Origin of the sequence: Prauserella flavalba, from assembly GCF_003202235.1 — a bacterium.
In the GTDB taxonomy this organism is placed as follows: Bacteria; Actinomycetota; Actinomycetes; order Mycobacteriales; family Pseudonocardiaceae; genus Prauserella_A; species Prauserella_A flavalba.
Genome location: NZ_MASU01000023.1, coordinates 68018 through 91338, shown reverse-complemented (window position 1 = coordinate 91338; position 23321 = coordinate 68018). Strand labels below are relative to the sequence as shown.

Here is a 23321-nt window from a genome sequence, read left to right as displayed (position 1 = left end):
GAGCGGGTAGCGTCGGGAGCGTGAACACGGTGAACCAGCAGTCGCAGGCGAACCCGCTGGTCGACTGGTCCGTGGCCGCCTCGGCTGGTGCCTACCTCGTGCGCGGTGGTCCCGTCGTGCCGAGGGAGGAGGCCGAGCGCGCCGTCACCGAGCTGCGCGACCTGACCGTTGACGCGGAGCGGCACGTCCGCGCGCTGACCGGCCTCGGCGAGGGGCTGCCGCTGCTGCCCGGCGACGTCGTCGACCGGCCGGGGTGGGTGCGCGCCGCCGCCGCCGGGCTCGACGAGCTCACCAGCCGCGCCCTGCCGAGCGGACCGGGCGGCCCGTTGACGCCGCTCGTCGCAGGAGGCGCCGGCCTGCAGACCGGCGTGGTGCTGGCGTTCCTCGGCGCCCGCGTGCTCGGTCAGTACGACCCGTTCGGCGGCGAGGACAAGCAGGGCAGGCTCCTGCTCGTCGCCCCCAACGTCGTCACCGCGCAGCGCGCGATGGGCGTGTCAGGGCGCGACTTCCGGCTGTGGGTGTGCCTGCACGAATGTACCCACCGGCTGCAGTTCACCGCGGTCCCGTGGCTGCGCGACTACTTCGCCGACGAGGTGGCGACCCTCGTCGGCGGGCTCGCCGACAGCGACGGCCTCGGCACCGTGCTCAGCAGGCTCCCCGAGACGCTCAAGGAGGCGCGGCGCGCCAAGTCGGACGGCTCGATGGGCCTCGCCGAGCTGCTCCAGTCGCCGCAGCAGCGCGCCGTCTTCGACAAGCTGCTGGCGCTCTCCACGCTGCTGGAGGGCCACGCCGACTACGTGATGGACGCCGTGGGCCCCGACGTGGTCCCCAGCGTCGCGACGATCCGCCGCCGGTTCACCGCGCGCCGCAAGGGCGGCGGGCTGCTCGACCGGCTGCTGCGCAGCCTGCTCGGCGTAGACGCGAAGATCCGGCAGTACGCACTGGGCGCGAAGTTCACGAAGCACGTGGTGGACGAGGTCGGCATGGAGGGCTTCAACGCCGTGTGGACCTCACCGGCCACCCTGCCGACCCGGGCCGAGATCAGGGATCCGCAGGCGTGGGTTCGCCGGATGCACTGAGCGCCGTCCGCAGGGCCGTGCGGGAGTTCCTGGCCCGGCACGAGAACCTGCTCGCGGGCGGTGAGCTGTTCGTCGCCGTGTCGGGCGGAGCCGACTCGCTCGCGCTCACCGACGCCGCGGCACAGGCGGCGCACCGGGCCGGGCTGCGCCTGACCGCGCTCGTCGTTGACCACCGGTTGCAGGACGGCTCCGCGGAGGTCGCCGCCACCGCCGCCATCACCGCGCGCAAGCTCGGCGCCGACGAGGCGAGGGTGCTCACCGTGACCGTGTCCGGCCGAGGCGGGATCGAGGCAGCCGCCCGCGCCGCGCGCTATGCGGCCCTGCGCCGGGCGCTGCCGGAGGACGGGGGGCTCGTCCTGCTCGGCCACACCCGCGACGACCAGGCCGAGACCGTGCTCCTCGGGCTGGGCCGGGGCTCGGGTCCGAGGTCGGTCGCCGGAATGCGCCCGCTCGACCCGCCGTGGGGACGGCCGCTGCTCGCGCTGCCGCGCTCGGCCACCGCCGGTGCGTGTGCCGAGCTGGGCGTCGAGCCGTGGACGGACCCGCACAACGCCGACCCCCGCTACACGAGGGTGCGGCTGCGGCACGAGGTGCTGCCGCTGCTGGAGGACGTCCTCAACGGGGGCGTCGCCGCGGCGCTCGCCCGCACCGCGGCCCAGCTGCGCGAGGACGGCGACACGCTCGACGCACTCTCCGCGGAGCTGCTGGAGCGGGCCCGCGACGGCGCGACGCTCGACGTGACCGTGCTCGCGCAGGCACCGGCCGCGTTGCGGCGGCGGGCGCTGCGCACGTGGCTCCTCGGCGCGGGCGTGCGTGAGCTGACCGACGCCCATCTGCGTTCGGTCGACGCGCTCGTCGGTGAATGGCGGGGGCAGGGCGGGGTATGGCTACCGGGCAATTTTGAAGCGCGCAGATCACGTGGAAAGCTCTGCGTGGAAGCGTGAAGGCTCCCGAACCCACCACAAGAGGGGACTGGCCCGTGTACGAAGGCGACATCGCCTCCGTGCTCATCACCGAGCAAGAGATCAAAGACAAGATCGCGGAGCTGGCCGAAAAGGTCGCCGCCGACTACCCGCAGGAAGGCAGGGGGGCCGACCTCGTGCTGGTCGGCGTGCTGAAGGGCGCGGTCATGTTCATGACCGACTTCGCCAGGGCACTGCCCATCCCGGCCCAGATGGAGTTCATGGCCGTGTCGTCGTACGGCTCGGCCACCTCCTCGTCAGGCGTCGTGCGGATCCTCAAGGACCTCGACCGCGACATCGCGGGCAGGGACGTGCTGATCGTCGAGGACATCGTCGACTCGGGACTGACGCTGTCGTGGCTGCTCAAGAACCTGAGCGCCCGAAACCCGGCCTCGCTCAACGTCGTGTCGCTGCTGCGCAAGCGCGAGGCCGTGCAGGTCGACGTCCCCGTGCGCTACATCGGTTTCGACATCCCGAACGAATTCGTGATCGGGTACGGGCTCGACTACGCGGAGCGCTACCGCGACCTGCCGTTCATCGGGACGCTCGACCCGAAGGTTTACTCCTCGTAGTCGCAGGTGGACGCATTGCGTCACCTTCGCGAATGCGGAACCCTGAGCACCGAGAACGCGTCATACCGGCACAGCTGTTGCGTTAACCTAAGCGAAGATCACAGGCGTTTTTCTGGCTGTGCTGGGGACAGGAGAGAGCAGAAAAGATGGGGAACAGCAGCTACGCGGATGCCGCCGCGTTCCGCGCCGCGGCCGCGACCGGTCAGGTCGGCGTGGATCCCGACGCCGCACAGGGTGTGTTGAACAAGATCCGCACCGGCAAGGACGAGGTCGAGGCGCTGCTGGCCAACGCGGGAGCGCTCGCCACGCAGCCGAGGCTCGGCGCGAACCCGGTGGGCAACGCCATCGCCGCGAAGTTCTCGGAGCGCGCCGACGGGGGCGGCGACTCGTACGCGCAGGCGCTGCAGAACCTCTACACCCAGTACGAGCAGGCCGAGCAGGCCATTCTCACGGCGATGAGCCGTTACCACGAGATCGACGAGGCCGGCGCCGACCCGTTCCGCGGTCAGGCGTAATCCAGGGGGAGCGACGACATGGCATTCGAGAACTCCGGGCAGGCCCAACCGGGCTCCACGGTTCCGCTGGGTGACAACTCCGAGGTCGCGGACATCGTCCAGCAGGCGAGGGGGCGCGCCGACGGGTTCGCCTACGGCGACGACCGCGCGATCGGCGACCGGCCGAACTGGCAGGCGCAGGACAGTCAGCAGCTCTACAACTTCGCCACGGTCAACAACGAGCCGGGCACGGCCGAGGAGCTCGGCCAGTCGTGGTCGAACCACAGCGTGAGCCTGAGCAGGGCGTCCGAGGACCTCTACAACGCGATCTCCGAGCTCGGTGCCGCGTGGATCGGCCAGGGCGCCGGTGCCGCGCAGGGCGCGCTCGTCGGCATCGCCAACTCCAGCGCGCAGGCGTCCGAGGCCGCCAACACGATGAGCTCGCGGCTCGCCCAGCAGGCCGCGGCCGCCGCCGAGCTGAAGAAGATGCCGCAGCCGGTCGAGTTCGACCCGGGTCAGCAGACCGCGGCCATGCTGGCGGGCGGTCCCGCCGCGATGGTCAAGGACATGAAGCCGCAGTTCGACGCCGCCAACGACGTGAAGGCCCAGCAGGTCGCATACCTGGAGGCCTACACCACGGCGATGGCGGAGATCGACGGCACGACCCCGAGCTTCGGGCCCGAGTCGCTCGGCCTCAAGCCGCTCGCGGGCACGTCGGGCTCGTACGCAGGCTCGGTCGGCGGCGTCGGCGGCTACGGGATGCCCGGCACGGGCGCGCCCGGTGCGATGCTCGCGGGCCTCGGAGCCACGCCCCCGATCGTCACCGAGGGCGCGAACAACAACGTCGCCGCCGCTGGCTTCACCGGCGGGCCGCACCAGGCGCCGCCGCAGGCCCCCGGCTCGGCGGCCCCGGCTCCTGGCACGGGCACCGGCGCGGGCTCGGTTCCCGCCGCGCCCTCGGCGCCCAGCGGTGGTGGCCCCAACCTCGCCGCGCTCGGCGGCGCGGTGGCCGGTGGCGCGCTCGGCTACGCGGGCGCCCGCTCGCTGGCCAAGGGCAATCGCAGCGGCAGCACCAAGCAGTCGTCCACCGACACCAAGGCCTCGGCCAACAGCCAGCAGGGCGGCAGTGCCGCCTCGGTCGCGCCGCAGCAGGGTGTCGTGAACCCGGCCGGCACGATCGGCGGTGGCGCCACGCCGCCCGCGGCCGCTCCGATGGGCGGCATGGGCGGGATGGGCGCCGGTGCGGGGCAGCAGGAGGAGGACAAGGAGCACACCCACGCGTCCTTCCTCATCGAGGCGGACCCCGACGAGACCTTCGGCGCCACGCAGGCCACGCCGCCGCCGGTGCTCGGCGCCTGGGGACCCGACGACGACGAGGAGCGGTAGGCGGTGGCGGAGCGGCTCAGTTCGCTGGAGTTCGACTTCCTCTGGGAGTCCGCCGGCATCGGTGAACTGCCCTACCCGCTCCAGGTCCGCTCTCACGGCGAGACGATGGAGGAACGTGCCACGCTGCGCCAGCAGGTACTCGCCGAGCTGGCGCGGCGCGGCATCGTCGACGAGTCGGGCAGGCCGCAACCGCACATCGAGGACCTGCTCGGGGTCGTCGCTGGTTCCGACGTGAGCCTGGACTCCGTGCAGATCAGCGCACCGAGCGCCGAGCCGCAGCTCGCCGTCGTCGCCGCGCTGGGCTCGCAGGGCACCATGCTCATCAGGGACCCGCAGGGCTTCTTCCTCGACCGGGTGCCCTCGGACGGGCTCGCCAGCGCCATCGTCGGCCTGCTGCCGCCCGCCCCGCGCGGCAAGGAGAAGTCGATCACCGTCCCGCTGGAGCAGCTGCTCTCCGGGCCGGGTGTCGACTTCATGCAGCGCAGGGCGCCTTCGCCGGACGGTGGCCGGGCGAGCGTGGACGAGGACCGCAAAGCGCTGGCCAGGCTGCACGCGCAGCCGCGTCTGCGCGGTGGGCAGATCGGTGCCAACGCGCGCAGCCGCACCGGCAGCAAGAGCCGGATGCCCGTGCTGAGCTGGTTCGACACCGAGACCGGGCGGTACTTCACGCAGGCGACGCGTGGCCGGGACGGTCGCGACTGGATCACGATCGCACCCGCCGACGCGGCGACCCTGCGGCACCGGCTCTCGGAGATGCTGGCCGGGGCGGCGAACTCCACGGCGGCACCGCTCTGAGCCGGGCACGGTCCGCTAACCTTCCCAGCGAACCGTGGCTGACATGGGGAGGATCGTGCCCACGCAGGAGTTCTTCACGCCGGTCGCCTTCGACTTCCTCTGGGAGTCGGCCGGCATCGGTGAGCTGCCGTACCCACTGCGGGTCCGCTCGCACGGCCGTACCGAGCTGGAGCGCAGGGAGCTGCGCAAGCGCGTAGACGCCGAGTTCGCGGCGCGCGGCATCCAGGACTCACCGGTCGAGGAGTGGCTCGCGTTGCTCGCGCGCCCGTCGACCAGCATCGACGCGCTGTTCATCCCGGAGTTCCAGGCCCCGCCGGTCGGGGCGCTGGCCGCGTCCGACGGCAGGCAGGCGGTGCTGGCGATCCAGGACGCGAGCGGCATCTGGCTGCGCCCGATCTACCCGGAGGGCCTCGCCTCCGCGGTGGTCGACCTGCTCCCCGCGGCTCCGCGCGGCAGCGAGGCCTCCATCACGCTCCCCATCGACGAGGCACTGCGCACACAACCCGCTCGCTCCGGGGTCGTCGCGGGTACGGCGGCGTCGGGCGAGAGGGGCGGTGCACGCAGGCGCACGGGTCTTTCCGAGCGGACCACCGACCCGCGCCAGGCGTACGCCCAGCTGATCGCGCAGCCGAGGTCGCGAGGGGGCCAGCTGGCCGCCAACAGCCGCGACGACCTGGGCGGCAAGCGCCGTTCGGCGGTGCTCGCGTGGTTCGACACGGGCACGGGCCGCTACCTCAGCCTGTCCCGCGCGGGCACCGACGGCAGGGAGTGGGTGACCGTGTCGCCCGCCGACGCGAAGACCCTGCGTACCCGGCTCGGAGAGATGGTGGCGACCGTCTCGCGGTAGCGGTGAGGGCTCCGTTCGCGCCCACGCATTGAGTTGCGTGTCAGCTGGTGGGAACATCGGGTCGCTGGTGGCCGTTGTCTTCCTGGAGGATCGCCCGGCTGCCTCGTCAGGCCGGGCGGTACCCTGGTGGGACGGCTAACCCCGTGCCCATCGCAGTTGTCAACACCGTGACGGCGGATGTGACATGTACCGCCTAGCCAGGGAGGGTCGAGGCCACCACGGCCGGATCTAATGGACCGCAAGCGCCTGCTCAAGAACCCACTGCTGTGGATAGTCGCGGTTCTGCTGCTCTATTTCGCCTTCAGCATGATCTTCGACGGCGACCGCGGGTACACGCACGTGCCCACGTCGCAGGCCGTCCAGCAGATCGAGTCCGGCAACGTCACGGAAGCGAACCTGGAGGACAAGGAACAGCAGCTCAAGCTGCACCTGGCCAACGCGATCGAGGTCGACGGCCAGCAGGTCAACCAGGTCATCACCAAGTTCCCGGCCGGTGCCTCGGGTCAGCTGTACAACGCGCTGATCGACGCCCGCAACGGCGACTCTGGGGTCCGGTTCGACACCACCGTCACGCAGGACTCCTTCTTCACGCAGCTGCTCATCTACATGATCCCGCTCGGGATCCTGCTGCTCCTGCTGATGTGGATGATGAACAACGCGCAGGGCGGCGGTAACCGGGTCCTCAACTTCGGCAAGTCCAAGGCCAAGCAGCTGAACAAGGACATGCCCAAGACCACGTTCACCGACGTGGCAGGTGCCGACGAGGCCGTCGAGGAACTGCACGAGATCAAGGACTTCCTGCAGAACCCGGCGCGCTACCAGGCACTCGGCGCCAAGATCCCCAAGGGCGTGCTGCTCTACGGTCCGCCCGGTACCGGTAAGACGCTGCTCGCGCGTGCCGTCGCCGGTGAGGCGGGCGTGCCGTTCTACACGATCTCCGGTTCCGACTTCGTCGAGATGTTCGTCGGTGTCGGTGCCTCCCGTGTGCGTGACCTGTTCGAGCAGGCGAAGCAGAACGCGCCGTGCATCATCTTCGTCGACGAGATCGACGCGGTCGGCCGCCAGCGTGGCGCGGGCCTCGGCGGCGGGCACGACGAGCGTGAGCAGACGCTGAACCAGCTGCTCGTCGAGATGGACGGCTTCGACTCGCGCGGCGGCATCATCCTCATCGCCGCCACCAACCGGCCCGACATCCTCGACCCGGCGCTGCTGCGGCCCGGCCGGTTCGACCGGCAGATCCCGGTGTCCGCGCCCGACCTGCGCGGCCGCAGGGCAATCCTGGAGGTCCACTCCAAGGGCAAGCCGCTGGCGCAGAACGTCGATCTCAGCTCGCTGGCCAAGCGCACCGTGGGCATGTCCGGTGCCGACCTCGCGAACGTGATCAACGAGGCGGCCCTGCTCACCGCGCGGCAGAACGGCAACGTCATCACCGATGCCGCGCTCGAGGAGTCGGTCGACCGCGTGATCGGCGGGCCCGCGCGCAAGAGCCGGATCATCTCCGAGAAGGAAAAGAAGATCACCGCCTACCACGAGGGCGGGCACGCGCTGGCCGCGTGGGCGATGCCGGACATCGAGCCGGTCTACAAGCTCACGATCCTGCCGCGCGGCCGCACCGGTGGGCACGCGCTGCTCGTCCCCGAGGACGACAAGGAGCTGATGACCCGCTCCGAGATGATCGGCAGGCTCGTCTTCGCGATGGGCGGGCGCACCGCGGAGGAACTCGTCTTCCACGAGCCCACCACGGGTGCGGTCTCCGACATCGAGCAGGCGACCAAGATCGCCAGGGCGATGGTCACCGAGTACGGCATGAGCCCGCGCCTCGGCGCCGTCAAGTACGGCCAGGACCAGGGCGACCCGTTCCTCGGCCGCTCGGCGGGCAGGCAGGCCGACTACTCCCTCGAGGTCGCCCACGAGATCGACGAGGAGGTCCGCAAGCTCATCGAGACCGCCCACACCGAGGCGTGGCAGGTGCTCAACACCTACCGCGACGTCCTCGACGAGCTGGTGGTCGAGCTGCTGGACAAGGAGACCCTGCAGCGCAGGGACCTCGAGCGCATCTTCGCGACGGTCGAGAAGCGCCCCCGCATCACGGCCTTCAACGAGTTCGGCGAACGCCTGCCCTCGGACAAGCCGCCGATCAAGACGCCGGGCGAGCTGGCGATGGAGCGGGGCGAGCCGTGGCCGCCGCCGCAGCCCGAGAAGGAGCCGGAACCGGAGCCCGAGCCCACGCCCGTGGCGACCGCGCCCGGTGGCGGCGACCTGCCCGGCGGTCCGCCGTACAACAGCCCGAGGCCGGCCAGCCCGCCGTCGTCGTACAACCCGTACGCGCCGCCGGGCGGCGGCAGCGGCGGGTACCCGAACGGCACCCGCAGGCACAACGGCGGCCAGGGCCAGGGCTCGTGGCCGCAGCAGCCCTACGGTGGCGGACAGTCCGGCGACTACCCCGCCGGCCCGCCGAACTACGGTGCGCCTCCCGGCTGGACCCCGGCCACCTCACCCGGTGGCAACAGGCCCAGCCAGCCGTGGCGCCCCGCGCCCGGCAACGGTCCCGACCCCTCGCAGCAGCAGGGCGGGCAGCACCACCAGGGCGATCCCGACGATCAGGACGGTCACCATCGGCAGTGAGTTGAGCGGCAACGGCCACCACGGGGCTCTGGAGGAGGACACCCCGGTGGCGACGGGTCGGATGTTCGACCAGGCACGCGCGGAGAAAGCGGTACGCGAGCTGCTGCTCGCGTGTGGCGAGGACCCGGACCGCGACGGGCTGGCGGACACGCCGGCTCGTGTCGCGCGTGCGTACCGGGAGATGTTCGCGGGGCTCTACAACGACCCGGACCACGTACTGGACCGGACCTTCGACGAGAGCCACGAGGAAATGGTGCTCGTCACCGACATCCCGATGTATTCGACGTGCGTGCCGAGCAAGCAGACCGTGAACGCGGTCGGCGGGCGCAAGCAGGCCCGCGAAGTCGAGGTCGGCGACAAGCTCTGGACGCTGGCCGGCGGCCAGGTCGAGGAGACCACTGTCGTGGGCATCAGCTCGCACCAGACGCGCGAGCTGGTCGAGGTGAAGACCTCCGGTGGGAGCTTCGTCGTGACCCCGGACCACCCGCTGGCGACGCCGAGCGGCTGGATGGAGGCCAAGGACGTCGAGGGCACCTTCATCGAGTGGACGTCGGCCTGGAAGCTGTGCCGCGACCGCTGGCGGCCCACCCTGGGCTACGACTTCGGCTACGTCGTCGGTAGCGTGTGCGCTGACGGGACCGTGGCGGAGCGGTACGTCTCGCTCGTCGCGAACGACCGCGACTACGCGAAGAAGTTCGCCGAGTCGCTGTGCCGAGCCTTCGGGATCGACGCCAAGCTCGAGCCCGTCGAGCGTCCCTCCGGTTACCTCGGACGGCCCGTCCCGGGCTTTCGGGTCAGGGTCGTCTCTTCCTACCTCGCCGACCTGTTGCGGCAGTACGTCGGCGGCGACGCCCACCACATGAGGCAGCGGTTTCCGATGGTGGTGCTGAACGACCGGGAGACCTTCAACGGCTTCCTCGACGGCTACATCGACGGCGACGGCTGCCGCAGCAAGCAGAGTGCCGGCCGGATCGTCGGCAGTGGCAACACCGCGTTCCTCGAAGATCTCGCGACCGTGGTGGGCGCGCGTTTCACTCCGAAGCTCGACCGGGCCTCGCACCTGTACATCGCGGACAGCTGGTTCCGGCGCCACGGCTTCCCTCAGGACGACTATGCGACGGACCTCATCGAGTCGGAGTACGTCGAGGTCGAGTCGGTCACGCCCGTGACGGCGACCCACGCCAAGCCGTACACGGTCTACAGTTTCACATGTGATCCGCACCCGACGTTTTTGATTTCCGGCCATTTGACACATAATTGTGAACACCATTTGGTGCCATTCCACGGCGTCGCGCATGTCGGTTACATTCCCAACTCACAGGGCAAGGTCACGGGACTGTCCAAACTGGCCAGGCTCGTGGACCTCTACGCCAAGCGCCCCCAGGTGCAGGAGCGGCTCACCTCGCAGATCGCCGACGCGCTCGAGCGCAGGCTCAAGCCTCGCGGCGTGATCGTGATCGTCGAGGCAGAGCACCTGTGCATGTCGATGCGGGGCATCCGCAAACCGGGTGCGCGCACCACCACGTCGGCCGTCCGCGGGTTGCTCAAGACCTCGGCCTCGTCCAGGGCGGAGGCACTGGACCTCATCAAGGGCCGGCGGTGACCGCAGGCCTTCCCTCGCCGGGCAGGTGCGCCGTCATGGGCGTACTGAACGTCACCCCGGACTCCTTTTCGGACGGTGGGCGGTACCTGAGCCGGGAGGACGCGCTCGCGCACGCGCACGCGATGTGGCGGCGGGGCGCGGACATCATCGACATCGGCGGTGAGTCCACCCGGCCCGGTTCGCAGCGGGTCGACGCGGAGACCGAGAAGGCGCGGGTGCTGCCCGTGGTCCGCGCACTTGCCGCCGAAGGGCTCGTCCTGTCCGTCGACACCACGCGCGCAGCCGTCGCCGCGGCCTCGATCGAGGCGGGCGCGCACGTGATCAACGACGTCTCCGGGGGGCTCGCCGACCCCGGCATGGCGAAGGTCGCCGCCGAGACCGGTGTGCCGTTCGTGCTGATGCACTGGCGCGGGCACAGCAAGGACATGAACGCGCTGGCCGAGTACAAGGACGTCGTCGCCGAGGTGCGCGACGAACTGTGCGCCAGGGTCGACGACGCGCTCGCCGCCGGTGTCGCGACGGAGGCGATCGTGCTCGACCCCGGGCTCGGCTTCGCCAAGCGTGCCGAGCACGACTGGGCGCTGCTGCACAGCCTCGACGTGTTCCTCGACCTCGGCTTCCCCGTGCTGGTCGGGGCCTCGCGCAAACGTTTCCTCGGTCGGCTGCTCGCGGACGCCGAGGGCGAACCGCGCCCGCCGTCCGGCCGCGAGGTCGCCACGGCGGCGGTGTCGGCACTCGCCGCGCAGGCCGGTGCCTGGGGCGTGCGGGTGCACGACGTCGGCGCCTCGCTCGACGCCGTGAAGGTGGCCGCCGCCTGGCGGGAGGCGTCCGGTGGGTGACCGGATCACGTTGACCGGCCTGAGGGTCTTCGGCCGCCACGGCGTCTTCGACCACGAGAAGCGCGACGGACAGGAGTTCGTCGTGGACGTGACGGCGTGGCTGAGCCTCGCGCGCGCCGCCGCCTCCGACGACCTCGCCGGCACCCTGCACTACGGCGAGCTGGCTCAGCTCGCGGCCGACATCGTCGGCGGCGAGCCGTACGACCTCATCGAGAGCGTCGCGGGCCGGATCGCCGACGAGGTGATGAAGGACGAGCGGCTCACCGCCGTCGAGGTGACCGTCCACAAGCCGTCGGCGCCGATCCCGCTGACCTTCGCCGACGTGGCCGTGACCGTCCGGCGCGACCGATGAGCAGGGCCGTCCTCTCGCTCGGCTCCAACCTCGGCGACCGGCTCGGCTACCTCCGGCTGGCCGTCGACGGCCTCCGGGACGTGCTCGTCGCCGTGTCCGGGGTGTACGAGACCGCGCCGTGGGGCGTCGAGGACCAGCCTGACTTCCTCAACGCCGTGTGCATCGTGGACGATCCCGCCCGCGACCACTGGGCGTGGCTGCGCACCGGGCAGGCGCTGGAGCGGCAGGCCGAGCGTGTGCGGGAACAGCGCTGGGGCCCGCGCACGCTCGACGTGGACGTGGTCACCGTCGACGGTGTCCGCTCCGACGACCCCGAGCTGCTGCTGCCGCATCCCGGAACCGCCGACCGCGCGACCGTGCTGATCCCGTGGCTGGAGATCGACCCCGCGGCCGAGGTGCCCGGCCGGGGCAGGGCGGCCGACCTGCTCGCCGCCCTGCCGGACTCCGATCGCGAAGGGGTCCGCCGCCGCGAGGACCTGACCCTCTAGGCGATCGACGCGCGCAGCGCGGCGACGATCCACTGCGCGGCGGCGTTCTGGCTGGGGATCGGCGGCCAGCCGTTGATGATCGCCATCAGCTGCCAGTACCGCTCGCCGCGCGGGTCGGCACCCGCCGCCAGCTGCTCGGCGAGCTTCGCGCGGTACTCCGGCGTGTCGCTCTCGCCCTCCGCGTGCGAGAGCTGCGCGATGTCGTCGGCGAGCGCCCGTCCCTCGTCGCCGTCCGGCGGCAGACCCGCGTCGAGCGCGGCCTGTGCCCGCTCGCTCCAGCCGCACCAGGCGTCCTTCTGTGCCTGGGAGAACGTGTCGATGTCCTCGCCCCGCGCGCGGCGCTCGGCCTGCTGTTCGCCCATGCCGCGGATGAGCGCGCGGAAGTCGGCGTCCTGCACCAGTTCCGCGAACTCGACCCACGCCTCGAGCTGTTCCGGCGAAGGGTCGTCGGGCAGCTCGGGCTTCGCCGAGCGCATGTGGGCGTAGAACTCGGAGTCCACGTCGAGGCCCTCGGTCACCTCGTGCCAGAACTCGTCGACGAGGCGCTTGCGCTCCTCGTCGGACATCGAAGCCAGTCTGTTCATCAGTTGCACCTCGTCCAGTTCGGATCGTCGTTTGGCGACCGCCCGCAACACCGCCCTGCGCAGGCGCAGCACGCGGATCTGCTCGTCGAGCACCTCCACGTGTTTGCTCGCGAGCGCGGAGATGCTCTCCGCCCGCGCGAGCACCTTGTCGACGTCGGCGAGCCCGATGCCCAGCTCGCGCAGTGTGCGCACGAGCTCGAGCCTGGCGAGCGCCTTGGCGTCGTAGAGCCGGTAGCCGGCGTGGGTACGGTCGGTGGGAGGCAGCAGGCCCTCGTCGGAGTAGAACCGGATGGTCTTCACCGGTAGGCCGGTTCTCCTGGCCAGCTCCCCGATCGTGAACACGCTTACCCCCTGCACGACATCCAGACTGGAGTCTCCAGCCACTGGAGGGTCAAGCATCGCGCGCCACTGCAGTGAAGGCCACCTTGCCTGCGTTCAACGCAGGCAAGGTGGCCTTCACTGCCGCTACGGTGGGGGCATGCACTTCACTCGGCCACGGGAACTGCTCGTCGCCGGGGTGATCGGCCTCGCGCTGGTCTACTTCCTGTTCGAGGTGGCCTACGAGTCGATGCCGAGCCTGCCCACGCTGGCCGGCGCCACGCTGCTGGTCCTCGCCGTCGGCGAACTGGTGCTCGCGTTCGTGGTCCGCAACCGCATCCGCAGCGGTCGCGTGGTCACCGGCATCGGCATCGCGCGGGCCGTCGCACTAGCCAAGGCGTCGTCGTTGCTCGGAGCCCTCATGCTCGGGGCGTGGCTCGCCGGTGTGGCCTATCTCGCGCCCCGTGCCGACGAGCTCACCGCAGCGTCCGACGACCTGCCCGCCGCGATCGTCGGCGCCGGTTGCGCCGCCGCGCTCATCGCCGCGGCTCTGTGGCTGGAGCACTGTTGTCGGGCACCGGAATCCCGTGATCATGATCGCGATCGGAGAGTGACCGGTTAACGCGCCAAAGCCACCGCTCGAAGTACCGACAAGGTCTCGGATGGATTACTAGAAGGTACGGTGTTGGGCATGACTGGCGTGGGTGACGACTCGCGCGGCCACTCTTCCGGTAGGCCGTGGCTGGCCGCGGGCTTCGCCCTCGCCATCGGTGCGACTCTGGTCCTCGTTCTCACCGAGGACCTCAGATGGTTGCGGCTCGGGCTTCTCGCGGCGCTCTGGGCGGCGTTGATCGGCGCGTTCGTCGCCGTGCGCTATCGCAAGCAGGCCGCCGCGACCGGGCAGGCCGCGGCGCAGGCGCAGGAGATCTACGAGCTGGAGCTGGAACGCGAGATCGCCGCCCGGCGCGAATTCGAGCTGGAGATCGAGGCGGAGACGCGGGAACGCGTCGAGGAGGAGTCCCGCGAGGAGCTCGAGGCGCTGCGCAACGAGGTCACCGCACTGCGCGAGAGTCTGCAGGCCCTGTTCGGTGGCGAGGTGCTGTGGGAGCGCGTCGCGCTCACGGCGCAGTCCACCCGCATGCGCTCGATCGGCGAGGAGCCGAGGATCGTCACCGCGGGTGAGTCGAACGGCAACGTGCCCGCCCAGCTCACGGCGGGCAAGAACGGCACCGAGGTCGCCGAACGGCCCACCGAGCTGATCACCCGGGTGCGGGACAAGGAGCCGGACGTCGTGCTGCGCCCACCCCGGCGTCCGCAGCAGGCGCCGCCGCCGAAGCCCAAGCCGCAGGAACCGAAGACGGCGTTCGTGCCGAGGCCCTCCCTCCCCGCGGAGGAGAGCAGGCCGTCGCAGAAGCCGGTCGAGCGGCCGGCCGATCTGCCGACCCGGCGGGTGCGGCCGACCGACCAGGCCGGTGCGGCGGCGGCCCGCGCGGCCAAGGCCGCCGAGCTGGCGCGAGCGGAGATGGCGCGCGCGGAGCGGTCGCGGCCGCAGCAACAGCCGGTCCGGAAACCCGCCGAGCGGCCCGTGGAGCAGCCCGGGGAGCGGTCGAGACCCGAACAGCGCCCCGCCGCCAACCGCCCGGCACGGCAGCCTGAGCCCGCGAAACAACCACACGCGCCGCAACGCCCCGAACCGCTGCCGACGCGGCCCTCGATGGAGCCGCTCCGCAGGGGCAGGCCCGCGTCGAGCGTCGAGCCGCCGCAGCGCAAGGCCGCCAAGCCCGAGCCGCCCACGACCTACGCCAGGAGTGTCGACCCCGACTGGACGCCGGCCTGGGAGGGCGCCGAAGCCACCCCGGAACCGGAGCCGCCCGCCCGGCCCGCGGCGCCGACCCGGCAGCAGGACACCGGCTCACACCGGGTCCCGCCGGAGCCCGAGCCCGAGCCCGAGCCCGTCACGCTGCCTGAGCCCGAACCCGCCAAGGAGTCCGAGCCCGTCGAGGCCACGCCCAACCCGACGTTGCCGCCCGAGATCCGCGATCTGCAGGGCCGTCCCGGTGGGCGCAGGCGCAAGGCCGACCACGACGAGGAGCCCGCGAGCACCGGGCGGCACGGCGGCGACGGCGACTCCGGCGGCGGCAGGCGGCGCAGGGCCGAAGGGGAGCCGCCGTGGCAGGGCTTCACGGCCGCTGAACCCGCCGAGTCCGGGCGGCGGAGGGCCAAGCCGGAGACCAACGGCTCGAGCGGCGGCAGGCGCAGGGCACCCGAACCCGAACCGAGCGGGTCACACGCCGAGGGCAAGTCGGTGAGCGAGCTGCTCGCGGCACACGGCTCGAGTGATTCCGCGCCGCGCAGGCGGCGTCGTGCCGAGGACTGACGGCCGCCGACGCTAGGGTGCCCGCGTGAGCGGACCCATCACCAGCCGGCCCGTCAAGCACCTGCGCCGGCACACGCCCCGCAGAATCACCGTGCTGCTGCCGGTCGTCGGCCTCGTCGGCGTCGCGTTGTGCGGGCTGCTCGTGGTGGCGCTCGCGACGGTCAGGGTCGGCGTGCTGGCCGTGGTGATCGGGGTGATCGCCGCCGTCGTTCCGGTCGCCGTCGTCACCGCGGCGTTCCTCTGGATCGACCGCTGGGAACCGGAGCCCGCGAAGCTGCTGCTGCTCACGTTCCTGTGGGGCGCGTGCGTCGCGACGCTCTCGGCGCTGCTGATCAACGACACCGCCGAGACCGTCGGTGACCTGCTGCTCGGCTCCGGAAACGGCGGCAAGGTGAGCGCGGTGGTCTCGGCGCCGCTGGTCGAGGAACTCATGAAGGCCGTGCCCGTGGTCGTGATCCTCTGGCGGCGCTCGCACGAGTTCGACGGCGTCGTCGACGGGATCGTCTACGCCGGGTTCAGCGCGGCCGGGTTCGCGTTCACGGAGAACATCTACTACTTCGGCCGGGCCTTCGCCGAGCAGGGTTTCGGCGACGGGCTGAGCTCAGGTGTCGTCGCAGCGTTCATCCTGCGCGGGGTGCTCTCGCCGTTCGCCCACCCACTGTTCACGGTGCTCACCGGCATCGGCCTCGGCATCGCCGCGCAGAGCCACGGCAGGGCGCTGCGGGTCCTGCTGCCGCTGGCCGCCTACGTGGCGGCCGTCTGCCTGCACGCGCTGTGGAACGCCTCGGCGGTGCTCGGCGGCGCCACCGCGTTCCTCAACGTCTACTTCCTGATCATGGTGCCGATGTTCGTCGGCGTGTTCCTGCTCGTGCTGTGGCAGCGGCGCCGCGAGCAGCGGATCATCGCCGCCGCGTTGCCGAGCATGGCCGCCGCGGGCTGGATCGCCCGCTCGGAGATCGATCTGCTCGCCGATCTGAAGGAGCGGCGCCGCTGGCGGCGGCTGGCGCGCAGGGAGTCGGGCCGGGCCGCGGCGAGGGCCGTCGCGGAATACCAGGCGGGTGTCACGGAGCTGGCGTTCCTGCGGCGGAGGCCGTTCAGCGAGGAGCGTCAGCAGGAGCTGGTGGACGTCGTGCGGGCCAGCCGCGCGGAGGCCGTCCGGCTCGCCACGGCCGGGCGGACGGGGTGAACCGGGACGGGTGAAGCTCGTCACCTGGTCACCGTTACCGGCGCGTTCGGGGGCTACTCTCGCGCCGTCGTCTGGTACCCGCGACCGAAGAGCGGGACTGGAACGAGCTTGGGAGTTTTGACCATGAGCGTCCGTTGGTGTGCGCGATGACCGCGATGGCGCGGCCCGCCCGGCTTTCGGTGGGTGTCGTTTCCACGGGCAGGGTCGGCAGCGTGCTGGGCGCGGCGCTGACCAGGGCAGGCCACACCGTGGTCGCCGCGTCGGGTGTGTCCGACGCCTCGGTCCGGCGCGCGGAGAAGCTGCTGCCCGGTGTTCCCCTGTTGCCGCCCGACGAGGTCGCGCGGCGCGCCGACCTGGTGCTCCTCGCGCTGCCCGACGACGCGCTGGGGCCCATGACGGCCGGGCTCGCCAAGACCGGTGCCCTGCGGGCGGGCCAGATCGTGGTGCACACCTCGGGTGCGCACGGCATCGGCATTCTGAGCCCCGCCACGGAACTGGGGGCGCTCCCGCTGGCCCTGCATCCCGTCCTGACCTTCACGGGCCGTGAGGAGGACCTGGAGCGGCTGGCCACGTGCGGCGTCGGCGTCACCGCCGCGGAGGGTGACGAGGCGGCCTGGAACGTCGGCGAGGCGCTGACGGTGGAGATGGGCGCCGAGCCGGTGCGGATCCCGGAGGCCAGCAGGCCGCTCTACCACGCCGCGCTGGCCCACGGCGCCAACCACCTGATCACGCTCGTCGCCGACAGTGTTGAATTGCTGCGGGCGGGCGGTGTGCGCCATGCCGAACGCCTGCTCGCCCCGCTGCTGTCCGCCGCGCTGGACAACGTGCTGCGGCACGGGGACCGTGCCCTGACCGGGCCGGTCGCACGGGGCGACGCCGGTACGGTCGCCAAGCACCTCGCCGTGCTGGCGGACGAGGCGCCGGACGTGGCCGCCACGTACGCCACGCTCGCGCGCAGGACGGCCGACAGGGCCACCGCCGCCGGACTGCTCGGCGCCGACGCGGCGGCCGAGCTCCACGAACTCCTCGACAACGGACGTGAAACCCCATGACAGCCCCGAAGTTCACCCGAGGCACGCTCAACACCTACCGCGCGCCCGCCGAGGTCACGAAGGTGACGGCGGCGCTGCGCGCGGTGGGCCGCAACGTCGCGCTGGTTCCCACGATGGGCGCGCTGCACGCGGGACATCGCGAGCTGCTGCGCAGGGCCAAGCGGCTGCCCAACACCATCGTGGCCGCGTCGATCTTCGTGAACCCCCTCCAGTTCGGGGAGGGCGAGGACTTCGAGGCGTACCCGAGGCCGCTCGAGCGTGACCTCGCGGTGCTCGAGGAGATGGGCATCGACATCGCGTTCACGCCAGAGGCCGGTGACCTCTACGCCGAGGGCGCGAGCGTCACCGTGCAGCCCGGTCCGCTCGGCGAGGAGCTGGAGGGCGCGTCGCGGCCCGGCCACTTCGCGGGCGTGCTGACGGTGGTGTCCAAGCTGTTCAACATCGTCAGGCCGCACCACGCGCTGTTCGGGGAGAAGGACTACCAGCAGCTGGTGCTCATCCGGAAGATGGTGCGGGACCTGAACTTCGAGACGCGTGTGCTCGGCGTGCCCACGGTGCGGGAGCCCGACGGGCTGGCGCTCTCGTCGCGCAACGTCTACCTGTCCGAGCCGGAGCGCGAACACGCCGTGACGCTGTCGGCCGCGCTCGTCGCCGGTGCGCACGCGGGTCGCCTCGGCGCGGAGGCCGTGCTCGACGCCGCGAGGCAGACGCTCGCGGCCCGGCCCGAGGTCGAGGTGGACTACCTGGAACTGCGGGGAACCGATCTGGGGCCCGCGCCCGTCGATGGGGAGGCACGGTTGTTGATCGCCGCGAGGGTCGGCAAGACCCGGTTGATCGACAACGTCGCCGTGTTGCTCGGCGCGGCCGCCGAGTACGGCTCACAATTGTCCACTGAGGACGCAGGGGTATAGAGGGAGTCCCGGATGTACCGCACGATGCTGAAGTCGAAGATCCACAGAGCGACGGTGACGCAGGCCGACCTGCACTATGTCGGCTCGGTCACGGTCGACGAGGAGCTCATGGAGGCCGCGGACCTGCTGCCCGGCGAGCAGGTGTGCATTGTGGACATCACCAACGGTGCGCGGCTGGAGACCTACGTCATCAAGGGTGAGCGCGGCAGCGGCGTCATCGGGATCAACGGTGCCGCCGCGCACCTGGTGCACCCCGGTGACCTGGTGATCCTGATCGCCTACGGGCAGATGGACTCCGCCGAGGCGGCGTCGTTCGAGCCGAAGATCGTGTTCGTCGACGCCGACAACCGCATCGTCAACCTCGGCAGCGACCCGACCGAGGCACCCGATGGCACGGGCCTGGTGAGCGGCGCGCTGCCGATCGGCCCGCAGGTGGGAGAGCCGCAGGCGTTCCCGGTGGCGGAGACGGTCGACGCCGCCAAGCTCGACGCCCTCCTCCACGCGGAGAGCTAGTTGCTCCTCACCGTCGACATCGGCAACACGAACATCGTGCTCGGCCTCTACTCGGGGAGGGGCGAGTCGGCCGAGCTGGTTCGTGACTGGCGGATGCGCACCGACGCGCGGATGACCGCCGACGAGCTCGCGCTCACGATGCGCGGGCTGCTCGGCCAGTACGCCGACTCGGTGAGCGGCATCAGCGCGTTGTCGACGGTTCCCGCCGTGCTGCGCGAGCTGCGCGTGATGCTCGGCAGGTACTACCCGAGGGTGCCGAAGATCGTGGTGGAGCCTGGTGTGCGCACGGGCGTTCCGCTGCTGGTCGACAACCCGAAGGAGGTGGGCGGCGACCGGCTGGTGAACACGCTGGCCGCGCACCACCTGCACAACACGGCGTGCGTGGTGGTGGACTTCGGCACGTCCACCAACGTCGACGCCATCTCCGCGAAGGGCGAGTTTCTCGGCGGGGCGTTCGCGCCGGGCATCGAGATCTCGGTCGACGCGCTGGCGGCGCGGGCGGCCGCGCTGCGCAAGGTGGAGCTGGTGCCCCCGCGCTCGGTGATCGGCAAGAACACCGTGGAATGCCTGCAGTCGGGCATCGTCTTCGGCTTCGCCGGGCAGGTCGACGGCCTCGTGCGGCGCATCGCGCGCGAACTCGCGGGCGGTTCGGGAGAGCGCGTCGAGGTGATCGCGACCGGTGGTCTCGCGCCGCTCGTGCTGAACGAGTCGGAGACGATCACCGAGCACCGGCCCGAGCTGACGTTGCTGGGCCTGCGGCTGGTCTACGAACGCAACGTGCGCTGAGCCCGCAACGGGTAACCCGTGTGCACGGCTCGCACGGGTGTTCGTACCCTAAGGCCTCATGAGCGATATCCCGGAGCAGCCCACGAGCGAGGACGACCTGCCGGAGCAGATGCGGGTGCGCCGGGACAAGCGGGACCGGATCCTGGCCTCCGGCGTCGAGCCCTATCCCGTCGAGGTGCCGCGCACCCACACGCTGGCCGAGGTCCGCGCCGCACACCCCGGTCTGCCCGCCGACACGCAGACCGGTGAGCAGGTGGGCGTCACGGGCCGCGTGATGTTCCTGCGCAACACCGGCAAGCTCTGCTTCGCCACGCTGCGTGAGGGCGACGGCACGGAGCTGCAGGCGATGCTGAGCCTCGCGAAGGTCGGTGAGGAGGCCCTCTCGGCGTGGAAGGCCGACGTCGACCTCGGCGACCACGTCTTCGTGCAGGGCGAGGTGATCACGTCCAAGCGCGGTGAGCTGTCCGTGTTCGCCGACAGCTGGCAGCTCACGGCCAAGGCGCTGCGTCCGCTGCCGGTCGCGCACAAGGAGCTCTCCGAGGAGACCAGGGTCCGGCAGCGTTATGTCGACCTGATCCTCCGGCCGAAGGCCCGCGACGTGGTGCGCACGCGTGCCGCGGTGATGCGGGCGCTGCGCGATTCATTCCACCGGCGTGGATTCACCGAGGTGGAGACGCCGATGCTGCAGACGCTTCACGGCGGGGCCTCCGCGCGGCCTTTCGTGACGCATTCCAACGCGTTCGACATGGATCTTTACCTGCGTATCGCGCCCGAGTTGTATCTCAAGCGCTGTGTGGTGGGCGGTATCGAGAAGGTCTTCGAGATCAACCGGAACTTCCGGAATGAGGGCAGCGACTCGTCCCATTCGCCCGAGTTCGCGATGCTCGAATACTACGAGGCCTATGCGACGTACGACACAATCGGCGTGCTGACCCGCGAGCTGGTGCAGGAAGCGGCCGAGGCCGCATTCGGTTCCCACGTCGTCACGCTCGCCGACGGAAGCGAGTACGACCTCTCCGGCGAGTGGTCGGCAATCACAATGTACGGTTCGCTCTCCGACGCGCTCGGTGAGGAAGTGACCCCGGAAACGTCGGTCGAGAAACTGCGGGCGTTCGCCGAGTCGCGTGGGCTGCAGGTCGATCCGAAGCTGGGCCACGGCAAGCTCGTCGAAGAACTGTGGGAACACCTCGTGGGCGACCACCTCGTGGCGCCGACATTCGTGCGCGACTTCCCGGTGGAAACGTCCCCGTTGACCCGCCAGCACCGCACCGAGGAGGGCGTGGCCGAGAAGTGGGACCTGTACGTGCGAGGCTTCGAGCTGGCCACGGGTTACTCCGAGCTCGTCGATCCCGTCGTGGAGCGGGAACGGCTCACCGAGCAGGCCCGGCTCGCCGCGAAGGGTGACAGCGAGGCCATGCGCCTGGACGAGGATTTTCTGCGTGCACTTGAGTACGGAATGCCACCGACCGGCGGCGCGGGAATGGGAGTCGACCGGCTGCTGATGGCACTCACCGGTCTCGGTATCCGGGAGACGATCCTCTTCCCGCTGGTCCGTCCCGAATAATCGCGGCGGACACATCTGTATCCGCAGATGTTGATTTGCCTTTGCTCCTGGCAACGGGTATTAATGTCTCAAGTCAAAGGCTTTTGACCGTGCGTGGTGACCACGCGATCTAACGCCGGCTTTAAACAGGAGGAACCATGGCGCAGAAGGTCCTTGTCTCCCTCGTGGACGATCTGGACGGGTCAGAGGCCGAGGAGACCGTCGAGTTCGGGCTTGACGGGGTGAGCTACGAGATCGATCTTTCCGCGGAAAACGCCGAAGAATTGCGGGATGCGCTGGCCCAGTATGTCGAGCACGCGCGCCGGGCCGGTGGCCGGAAGCGGGCGGGCCGCCCTGCCGCCGTCAAGGCGCCGGGCCGTTCGGCGGCGGTCGACCGCGAACAGAATCAGGCCATTCGCGCGTGGGCGAGGAAGAACGGTTTCGAGGTTTCCGACCGCGGCCGCATCCCTTCGGAAGTCGTCGACGCCTATCACCGCAAAAACTGAAATAGCGGTTTCACTGAATTGAAGGCGGTGGCCTTCCCGTTTGTCGGGAAGGCCACCGCTTTCCTGTCTGCGTGTGTGCGTAGCGCGCCGGGGAGGTGCCCACGACCGCGGTGAAGTCCCTGACGAAATGCGCCTGGTCGCTGTAGCCCAGTTCGCTCGCGAGCCGGGCGTGGCCGAGCGCGGGATCGTCGGCGATGCGCCGCGCCGCGTCGCTCAACCGGTACACCCTGATCGCCCACTTCGGGCTCACCCCGACCTGGTCGGCGAACAGCCGTTGCAGCGTCCGCACCGAGAGCCCGGTGGCGCAGGCCAGCGCGCCGACCCTCGTGAGCCCGGGATCGCCCGCGATCAAGCGGACCGCGTCGCGGGCCTGCGCCCCCGCGGCGTCCAGCTCGGGCACGTCCTTGCCCAGCAGCTCGTCGGTCAGGCGGACCATCTCGGCGGTGCCGGTGGCGGCGAGCACGGCGGCCTCGGTCTCGACGGCCTGCGGGCCGAAGACGTCGGCCAGCGGCAGGGCCCGTTCTTCGGCCGGCCTGCCCGCGAAGGAGCGGAAGCAGCCGGGGTGGAACCGCACGCCGAGCACCTGGTCGCGCCCATCGAGCAGGTAGGAGAACACGTCGCGGCCCGGCCCCCACACCCCCGAGGCCGAGCGCGAGAACGAGACGTGCACCGAGAGGTTCGGCAGCACCCGCTGGCGGTGCGCCTGCCTGCCCCGCAGGTCCCAGCGGACGATCCAGTAGTACTGCACGAAGAGGCGCAGCGGCTCGGCCGGCTCGTGGCGGGTCAGCTCGAACGTGCTCGCCGCCGTCCGCTCGTCGAGAATGCCCTGCGGGATGCGCTCCACGGTCCGACGGTAGCGGCCGTCACTGACGCTTTTCTTCAAGACGGGACGTCGCCCGGCCAGGTGGAATGGGTGCCATGTCCGACCTGAGAGAACCGATCCGGATCGCCGCCGCCGACCTCTGCGCCGTGGTGCGGGGTGTGCGCGGCGACCAGCTCGCCGAGCCAACGCCCTGCGAGAGCTACGACGTGCGCGGCCTGCTCAACCACCTCCTGTACTGGGGGCCGGCTCTGCTTGCCGCCGCCCGCAAGAGCGATGTGCCCGCCCGCGCGGCCGGCGAGGAGTCGGCCGCGCTCGTAGCCGGTGACTGGGCGCAGCGGCTCGTCAAACAGACGGAGGACCTGGCCGACGCGCTCGGGGAACCCTCCGCGTGGGAGGGCGTCACGTCGATGGGCGGCGGGGACCTGCCCGCCCGGATGGCCGGCGAGATGGTGCTGTGTGAGCTGGTGCTGCACGGCTGGGACCTCGCCCGCGCCACCGGCGGGAGCTTGCGCGGCGCCGACGAGACCGGGCCCGCGATCGAGCAGGTGATGCGGGGCATGGCCGAGCAGGGGCGCGGCATGGGGGTGTTCGGCGAGGAGGTGCCGGTCCCGGCGTCGGCGCCGCCGCTCGACCGGGCGCTGGGGCTCTCCGGCCGTTCGCCGGACTGGGCGGCGTGAGGC

The 23321-nt window shown here is 71.1% G+C and carries 23 protein-coding genes and 2 pseudogenes; 23 read left to right on the top strand and 2 right to left on the bottom strand.

Going from position 1 to position 23321, the window contains the following annotated elements; all coding sequences use genetic code 11:
* Window positions 1–20: 20 nt before the first annotated feature.
* From BA062_RS37360 to folK, 13 genes and pseudogenes are all read left to right on the top strand, one after another.
* Entirely contained in the window at window positions 21–1079 is a 1059-nt protein-coding gene (locus tag BA062_RS37360) for a zinc-dependent metalloprotease (protein WP_245960218.1), read from the top strand.
* Window positions 1058–2023, top strand: coding sequence for a tRNA lysidine(34) synthetase TilS (tilS, locus tag BA062_RS37355; RefSeq protein ID WP_110343858.1), 966 nt, complete (start codon window positions 1058–1060; stop codon window positions 2021–2023). The genes BA062_RS37360 and tilS overlap by 22 nt, the downstream gene beginning before the upstream one ends.
* A 35-nt stretch (window positions 2024–2058) precedes the next feature.
* Window positions 2059–2613 (top strand): hypoxanthine phosphoribosyltransferase, encoded by a 555-nt coding sequence (gene hpt, locus BA062_RS37350; RefSeq protein ID WP_110343857.1) that lies wholly within the window; start codon window positions 2059–2061, stop codon window positions 2611–2613.
* Window positions 2614–2759: 146 nt separating this feature from the next.
* A complete protein-coding gene (locus BA062_RS37345; protein WP_110343856.1) occupies window positions 2760–3128 on the top strand; it encodes a hypothetical protein in 369 nt (122 codons plus the stop codon).
* 18 nt (window positions 3129–3146) lie between these two features.
* The gene (locus tag BA062_RS37340) at window positions 3147–4493 is read left to right on the top strand and encodes a hypothetical protein (RefSeq protein WP_110343855.1); all 1347 of its coding nucleotides are present in this window, start codon (window positions 3147–3149) and stop codon (window positions 4491–4493) included.
* Window positions 4494–4496: 3 nt separating this feature from the next.
* Entirely contained in the window at window positions 4497–5288 is a 792-nt protein-coding gene (locus tag BA062_RS37335) for an ESX secretion-associated protein EspG (RefSeq protein WP_110343854.1), read from the top strand.
* A 43-nt stretch (window positions 5289–5331) separates the two neighbouring features.
* On the top strand, window positions 5332–6135 hold the full coding sequence (locus tag BA062_RS37330) for an ESX secretion-associated protein EspG (protein WP_245960217.1): 804 nt from the start codon (window positions 5332–5334) through the stop codon (window positions 6133–6135).
* A 231-nt stretch (window positions 6136–6366) separates the two neighbouring features.
* The gene (gene ftsH, locus BA062_RS37325) at window positions 6367–8760 is read left to right on the top strand and encodes an ATP-dependent zinc metalloprotease FtsH (protein ID WP_110343853.1); all 2394 of its coding nucleotides are present in this window, start codon (window positions 6367–6369) and stop codon (window positions 8758–8760) included.
* Window positions 8761–8821: 61 nt separating this feature from the next.
* Window positions 8822–9049: pseudogene (locus BA062_RS37320) on the top strand (GTP cyclohydrolase I); the annotation flags it as partial.
* A gap of 969 nt (window positions 9050–10018) precedes the next feature.
* Window positions 10019–10363: pseudogene (gene folE, locus BA062_RS37310) on the top strand (GTP cyclohydrolase I); the annotation flags it as partial.
* A gap of 35 nt (window positions 10364–10398) precedes the next feature.
* The gene (gene folP / locus BA062_RS37305; protein ID WP_110343852.1) at window positions 10399–11202 is read left to right on the top strand and encodes a dihydropteroate synthase; all 804 of its coding nucleotides are present in this window, start codon (window positions 10399–10401) and stop codon (window positions 11200–11202) included.
* Window positions 11195–11554: a dihydroneopterin aldolase gene (gene folB, locus BA062_RS37300; RefSeq protein ID WP_110343851.1), complete on the top strand. Its 360-nt coding sequence runs from the start codon at window positions 11195–11197 to the stop codon at window positions 11552–11554. The genes folP and folB overlap by 8 nt, the downstream gene beginning before the upstream one ends.
* On the top strand, window positions 11551–12042 hold the full coding sequence (folK, locus tag BA062_RS37295; RefSeq protein ID WP_110343850.1) for a 2-amino-4-hydroxy-6-hydroxymethyldihydropteridine diphosphokinase: 492 nt from the start codon (window positions 11551–11553) through the stop codon (window positions 12040–12042). Before folB ends, folK begins: the two co-directional genes overlap by 4 nt.
* Here the strand turns inward: folK and BA062_RS37290 are convergent.
* On the bottom strand, window positions 12039–13025 hold the full coding sequence (locus BA062_RS37290; protein ID WP_110343849.1) for a MerR family transcriptional regulator: 987 nt from the start codon (window positions 13023–13025) through the stop codon (window positions 12039–12041). The genes folK and BA062_RS37290 overlap by 4 nt on opposite strands.
* Window positions 13026–13104: 79 nt before the next feature.
* Here BA062_RS37290 and BA062_RS37285 point away from each other — a divergent pair, with 79 nt between their 5' ends.
* The 9 genes from BA062_RS37285 to BA062_RS37245 all read left to right on the top strand — a co-directional run bounded on the left by BA062_RS37285 (window position 13105) and on the right by BA062_RS37245 (window position 21818).
* On the top strand, window positions 13105–13566 hold the full coding sequence (locus tag BA062_RS37285; RefSeq protein ID WP_110343848.1) for a DUF3180 domain-containing protein: 462 nt from the start codon (window positions 13105–13107) through the stop codon (window positions 13564–13566).
* Between the two features lie 69 nt (window positions 13567–13635).
* A complete protein-coding gene (locus BA062_RS37280) occupies window positions 13636–15321 on the top strand; it encodes a DUF6779 domain-containing protein (protein WP_110343847.1) in 1686 nt (561 codons plus the stop codon).
* A gap of 91 nt (window positions 15322–15412) precedes the next feature.
* Window positions 15413–16507, top strand: a complete 1095-nt coding sequence (locus BA062_RS37275) for a PrsW family intramembrane metalloprotease (RefSeq protein ID WP_110343870.1) — start codon at window positions 15413–15415, stop codon at window positions 16505–16507.
* A 155-nt stretch (window positions 16508–16662) separates the two neighbouring features.
* Window positions 16663–17559 (top strand): Rossmann-like and DUF2520 domain-containing protein, encoded by an 897-nt coding sequence (locus BA062_RS37270; RefSeq protein ID WP_110343869.1) that lies wholly within the window; start codon window positions 16663–16665, stop codon window positions 17557–17559.
* Complete coding sequence (gene panC, locus BA062_RS37265) at window positions 17556–18470, top strand: pantoate--beta-alanine ligase (RefSeq protein ID WP_110343846.1); 915 nt, start codon at window positions 17556–17558, stop codon at window positions 18468–18470. Before BA062_RS37270 ends, panC begins: the two co-directional genes overlap by 4 nt.
* 12 nt (window positions 18471–18482) lie before the next feature.
* Window positions 18483–18983 carry an aspartate 1-decarboxylase gene (gene panD, locus BA062_RS37260; RefSeq protein ID WP_110343845.1) on the top strand — a complete coding sequence of 167 codons (501 nt, stop codon included), beginning with the start codon at window positions 18483–18485 and terminating at the stop codon, window positions 18981–18983.
* A complete protein-coding gene (locus tag BA062_RS37255) occupies window positions 18984–19769 on the top strand; it encodes a type III pantothenate kinase (protein WP_110343844.1) in 786 nt (261 codons plus the stop codon).
* A 58-nt stretch (window positions 19770–19827) separates the two neighbouring features.
* Complete coding sequence (gene lysS, locus BA062_RS37250; RefSeq protein ID WP_110343843.1) at window positions 19828–21333, top strand: lysine--tRNA ligase; 1506 nt, start codon at window positions 19828–19830, stop codon at window positions 21331–21333.
* 137 nt (window positions 21334–21470) lie between these two features.
* Window positions 21471–21818, top strand: coding sequence for a histone-like nucleoid-structuring protein Lsr2 (locus BA062_RS37245; RefSeq protein ID WP_110343842.1), 348 nt, complete (start codon window positions 21471–21473; stop codon window positions 21816–21818).
* Between the two features lie 10 nt (window positions 21819–21828).
* On the opposite strand, the gene BA062_RS37240 is transcribed toward BA062_RS37245, so the two are convergent.
* Window positions 21829–22662: an AraC family transcriptional regulator gene (locus BA062_RS37240; RefSeq protein ID WP_110343841.1), complete on the bottom strand. Its 834-nt coding sequence runs from the start codon at window positions 22660–22662 to the stop codon at window positions 21829–21831.
* Between the two features lie 74 nt (window positions 22663–22736).
* On the opposite strand from BA062_RS37240, the gene BA062_RS37235 reads away from it, so the two are divergent.
* A complete protein-coding gene (locus BA062_RS37235; protein WP_245960216.1) occupies window positions 22737–23318 on the top strand; it encodes a TIGR03086 family metal-binding protein in 582 nt (193 codons plus the stop codon).
* Window positions 23319–23321 lie beyond the last annotated feature (3 nt).

Coding starts and splice junctions, on each gene's coding strand:
- BA062_RS37340 (WP_110343855.1), top strand. CDS start 3,147: ATGGCATTCGAGAACTCCGGGCAGGCCCAACCGGGCTCCACGGTTCCG.
- ftsH (WP_110343853.1), top strand. CDS start 6,367: ATGGACCGCAAGCGCCTGCTCAAGAACCCACTGCTGTGGATAGTCGCG.
- BA062_RS37245 (WP_110343842.1), top strand. CDS start 21,471: ATGGCGCAGAAGGTCCTTGTCTCCCTCGTGGACGATCTGGACGGGTCA.
- panC (WP_110343846.1), top strand. CDS start 17,556: ATGACAGCCCCGAAGTTCACCCGAGGCACGCTCAACACCTACCGCGCG.
- panD (WP_110343845.1), top strand. CDS start 18,483: ATGTACCGCACGATGCTGAAGTCGAAGATCCACAGAGCGACGGTGACG.
- BA062_RS37330 (WP_245960217.1), top strand. CDS start 5,332: ATGGGGAGGATCGTGCCCACGCAGGAGTTCTTCACGCCGGTCGCCTTC.
- BA062_RS37280 (WP_110343847.1), top strand. CDS start 13,636: ATGACTGGCGTGGGTGACGACTCGCGCGGCCACTCTTCCGGTAGGCCG.
- folK (WP_110343850.1), top strand. CDS start 11,551: ATGAGCAGGGCCGTCCTCTCGCTCGGCTCCAACCTCGGCGACCGGCTC.
- folP (WP_110343852.1), top strand. CDS start 10,399: ATGGGCGTACTGAACGTCACCCCGGACTCCTTTTCGGACGGTGGGCGG.
- BA062_RS37285 (WP_110343848.1), top strand. CDS start 13,105: ATGCACTTCACTCGGCCACGGGAACTGCTCGTCGCCGGGGTGATCGGC.
- BA062_RS37290 (WP_110343849.1), bottom strand. CDS start 13,025: ATGCTTGACCCTCCAGTGGCTGGAGACTCCAGTCTGGATGTCGTGCAG.
- BA062_RS37270 (WP_110343869.1), top strand. CDS start 16,663: ATGGCGCGGCCCGCCCGGCTTTCGGTGGGTGTCGTTTCCACGGGCAGG.
- lysS (WP_110343843.1), top strand. CDS start 19,828: ATGAGCGATATCCCGGAGCAGCCCACGAGCGAGGACGACCTGCCGGAG.
- BA062_RS37345 (WP_110343856.1), top strand. CDS start 2,760: ATGGGGAACAGCAGCTACGCGGATGCCGCCGCGTTCCGCGCCGCGGCC.
- BA062_RS37235 (WP_245960216.1), top strand. CDS start 22,737: ATGTCCGACCTGAGAGAACCGATCCGGATCGCCGCCGCCGACCTCTGC.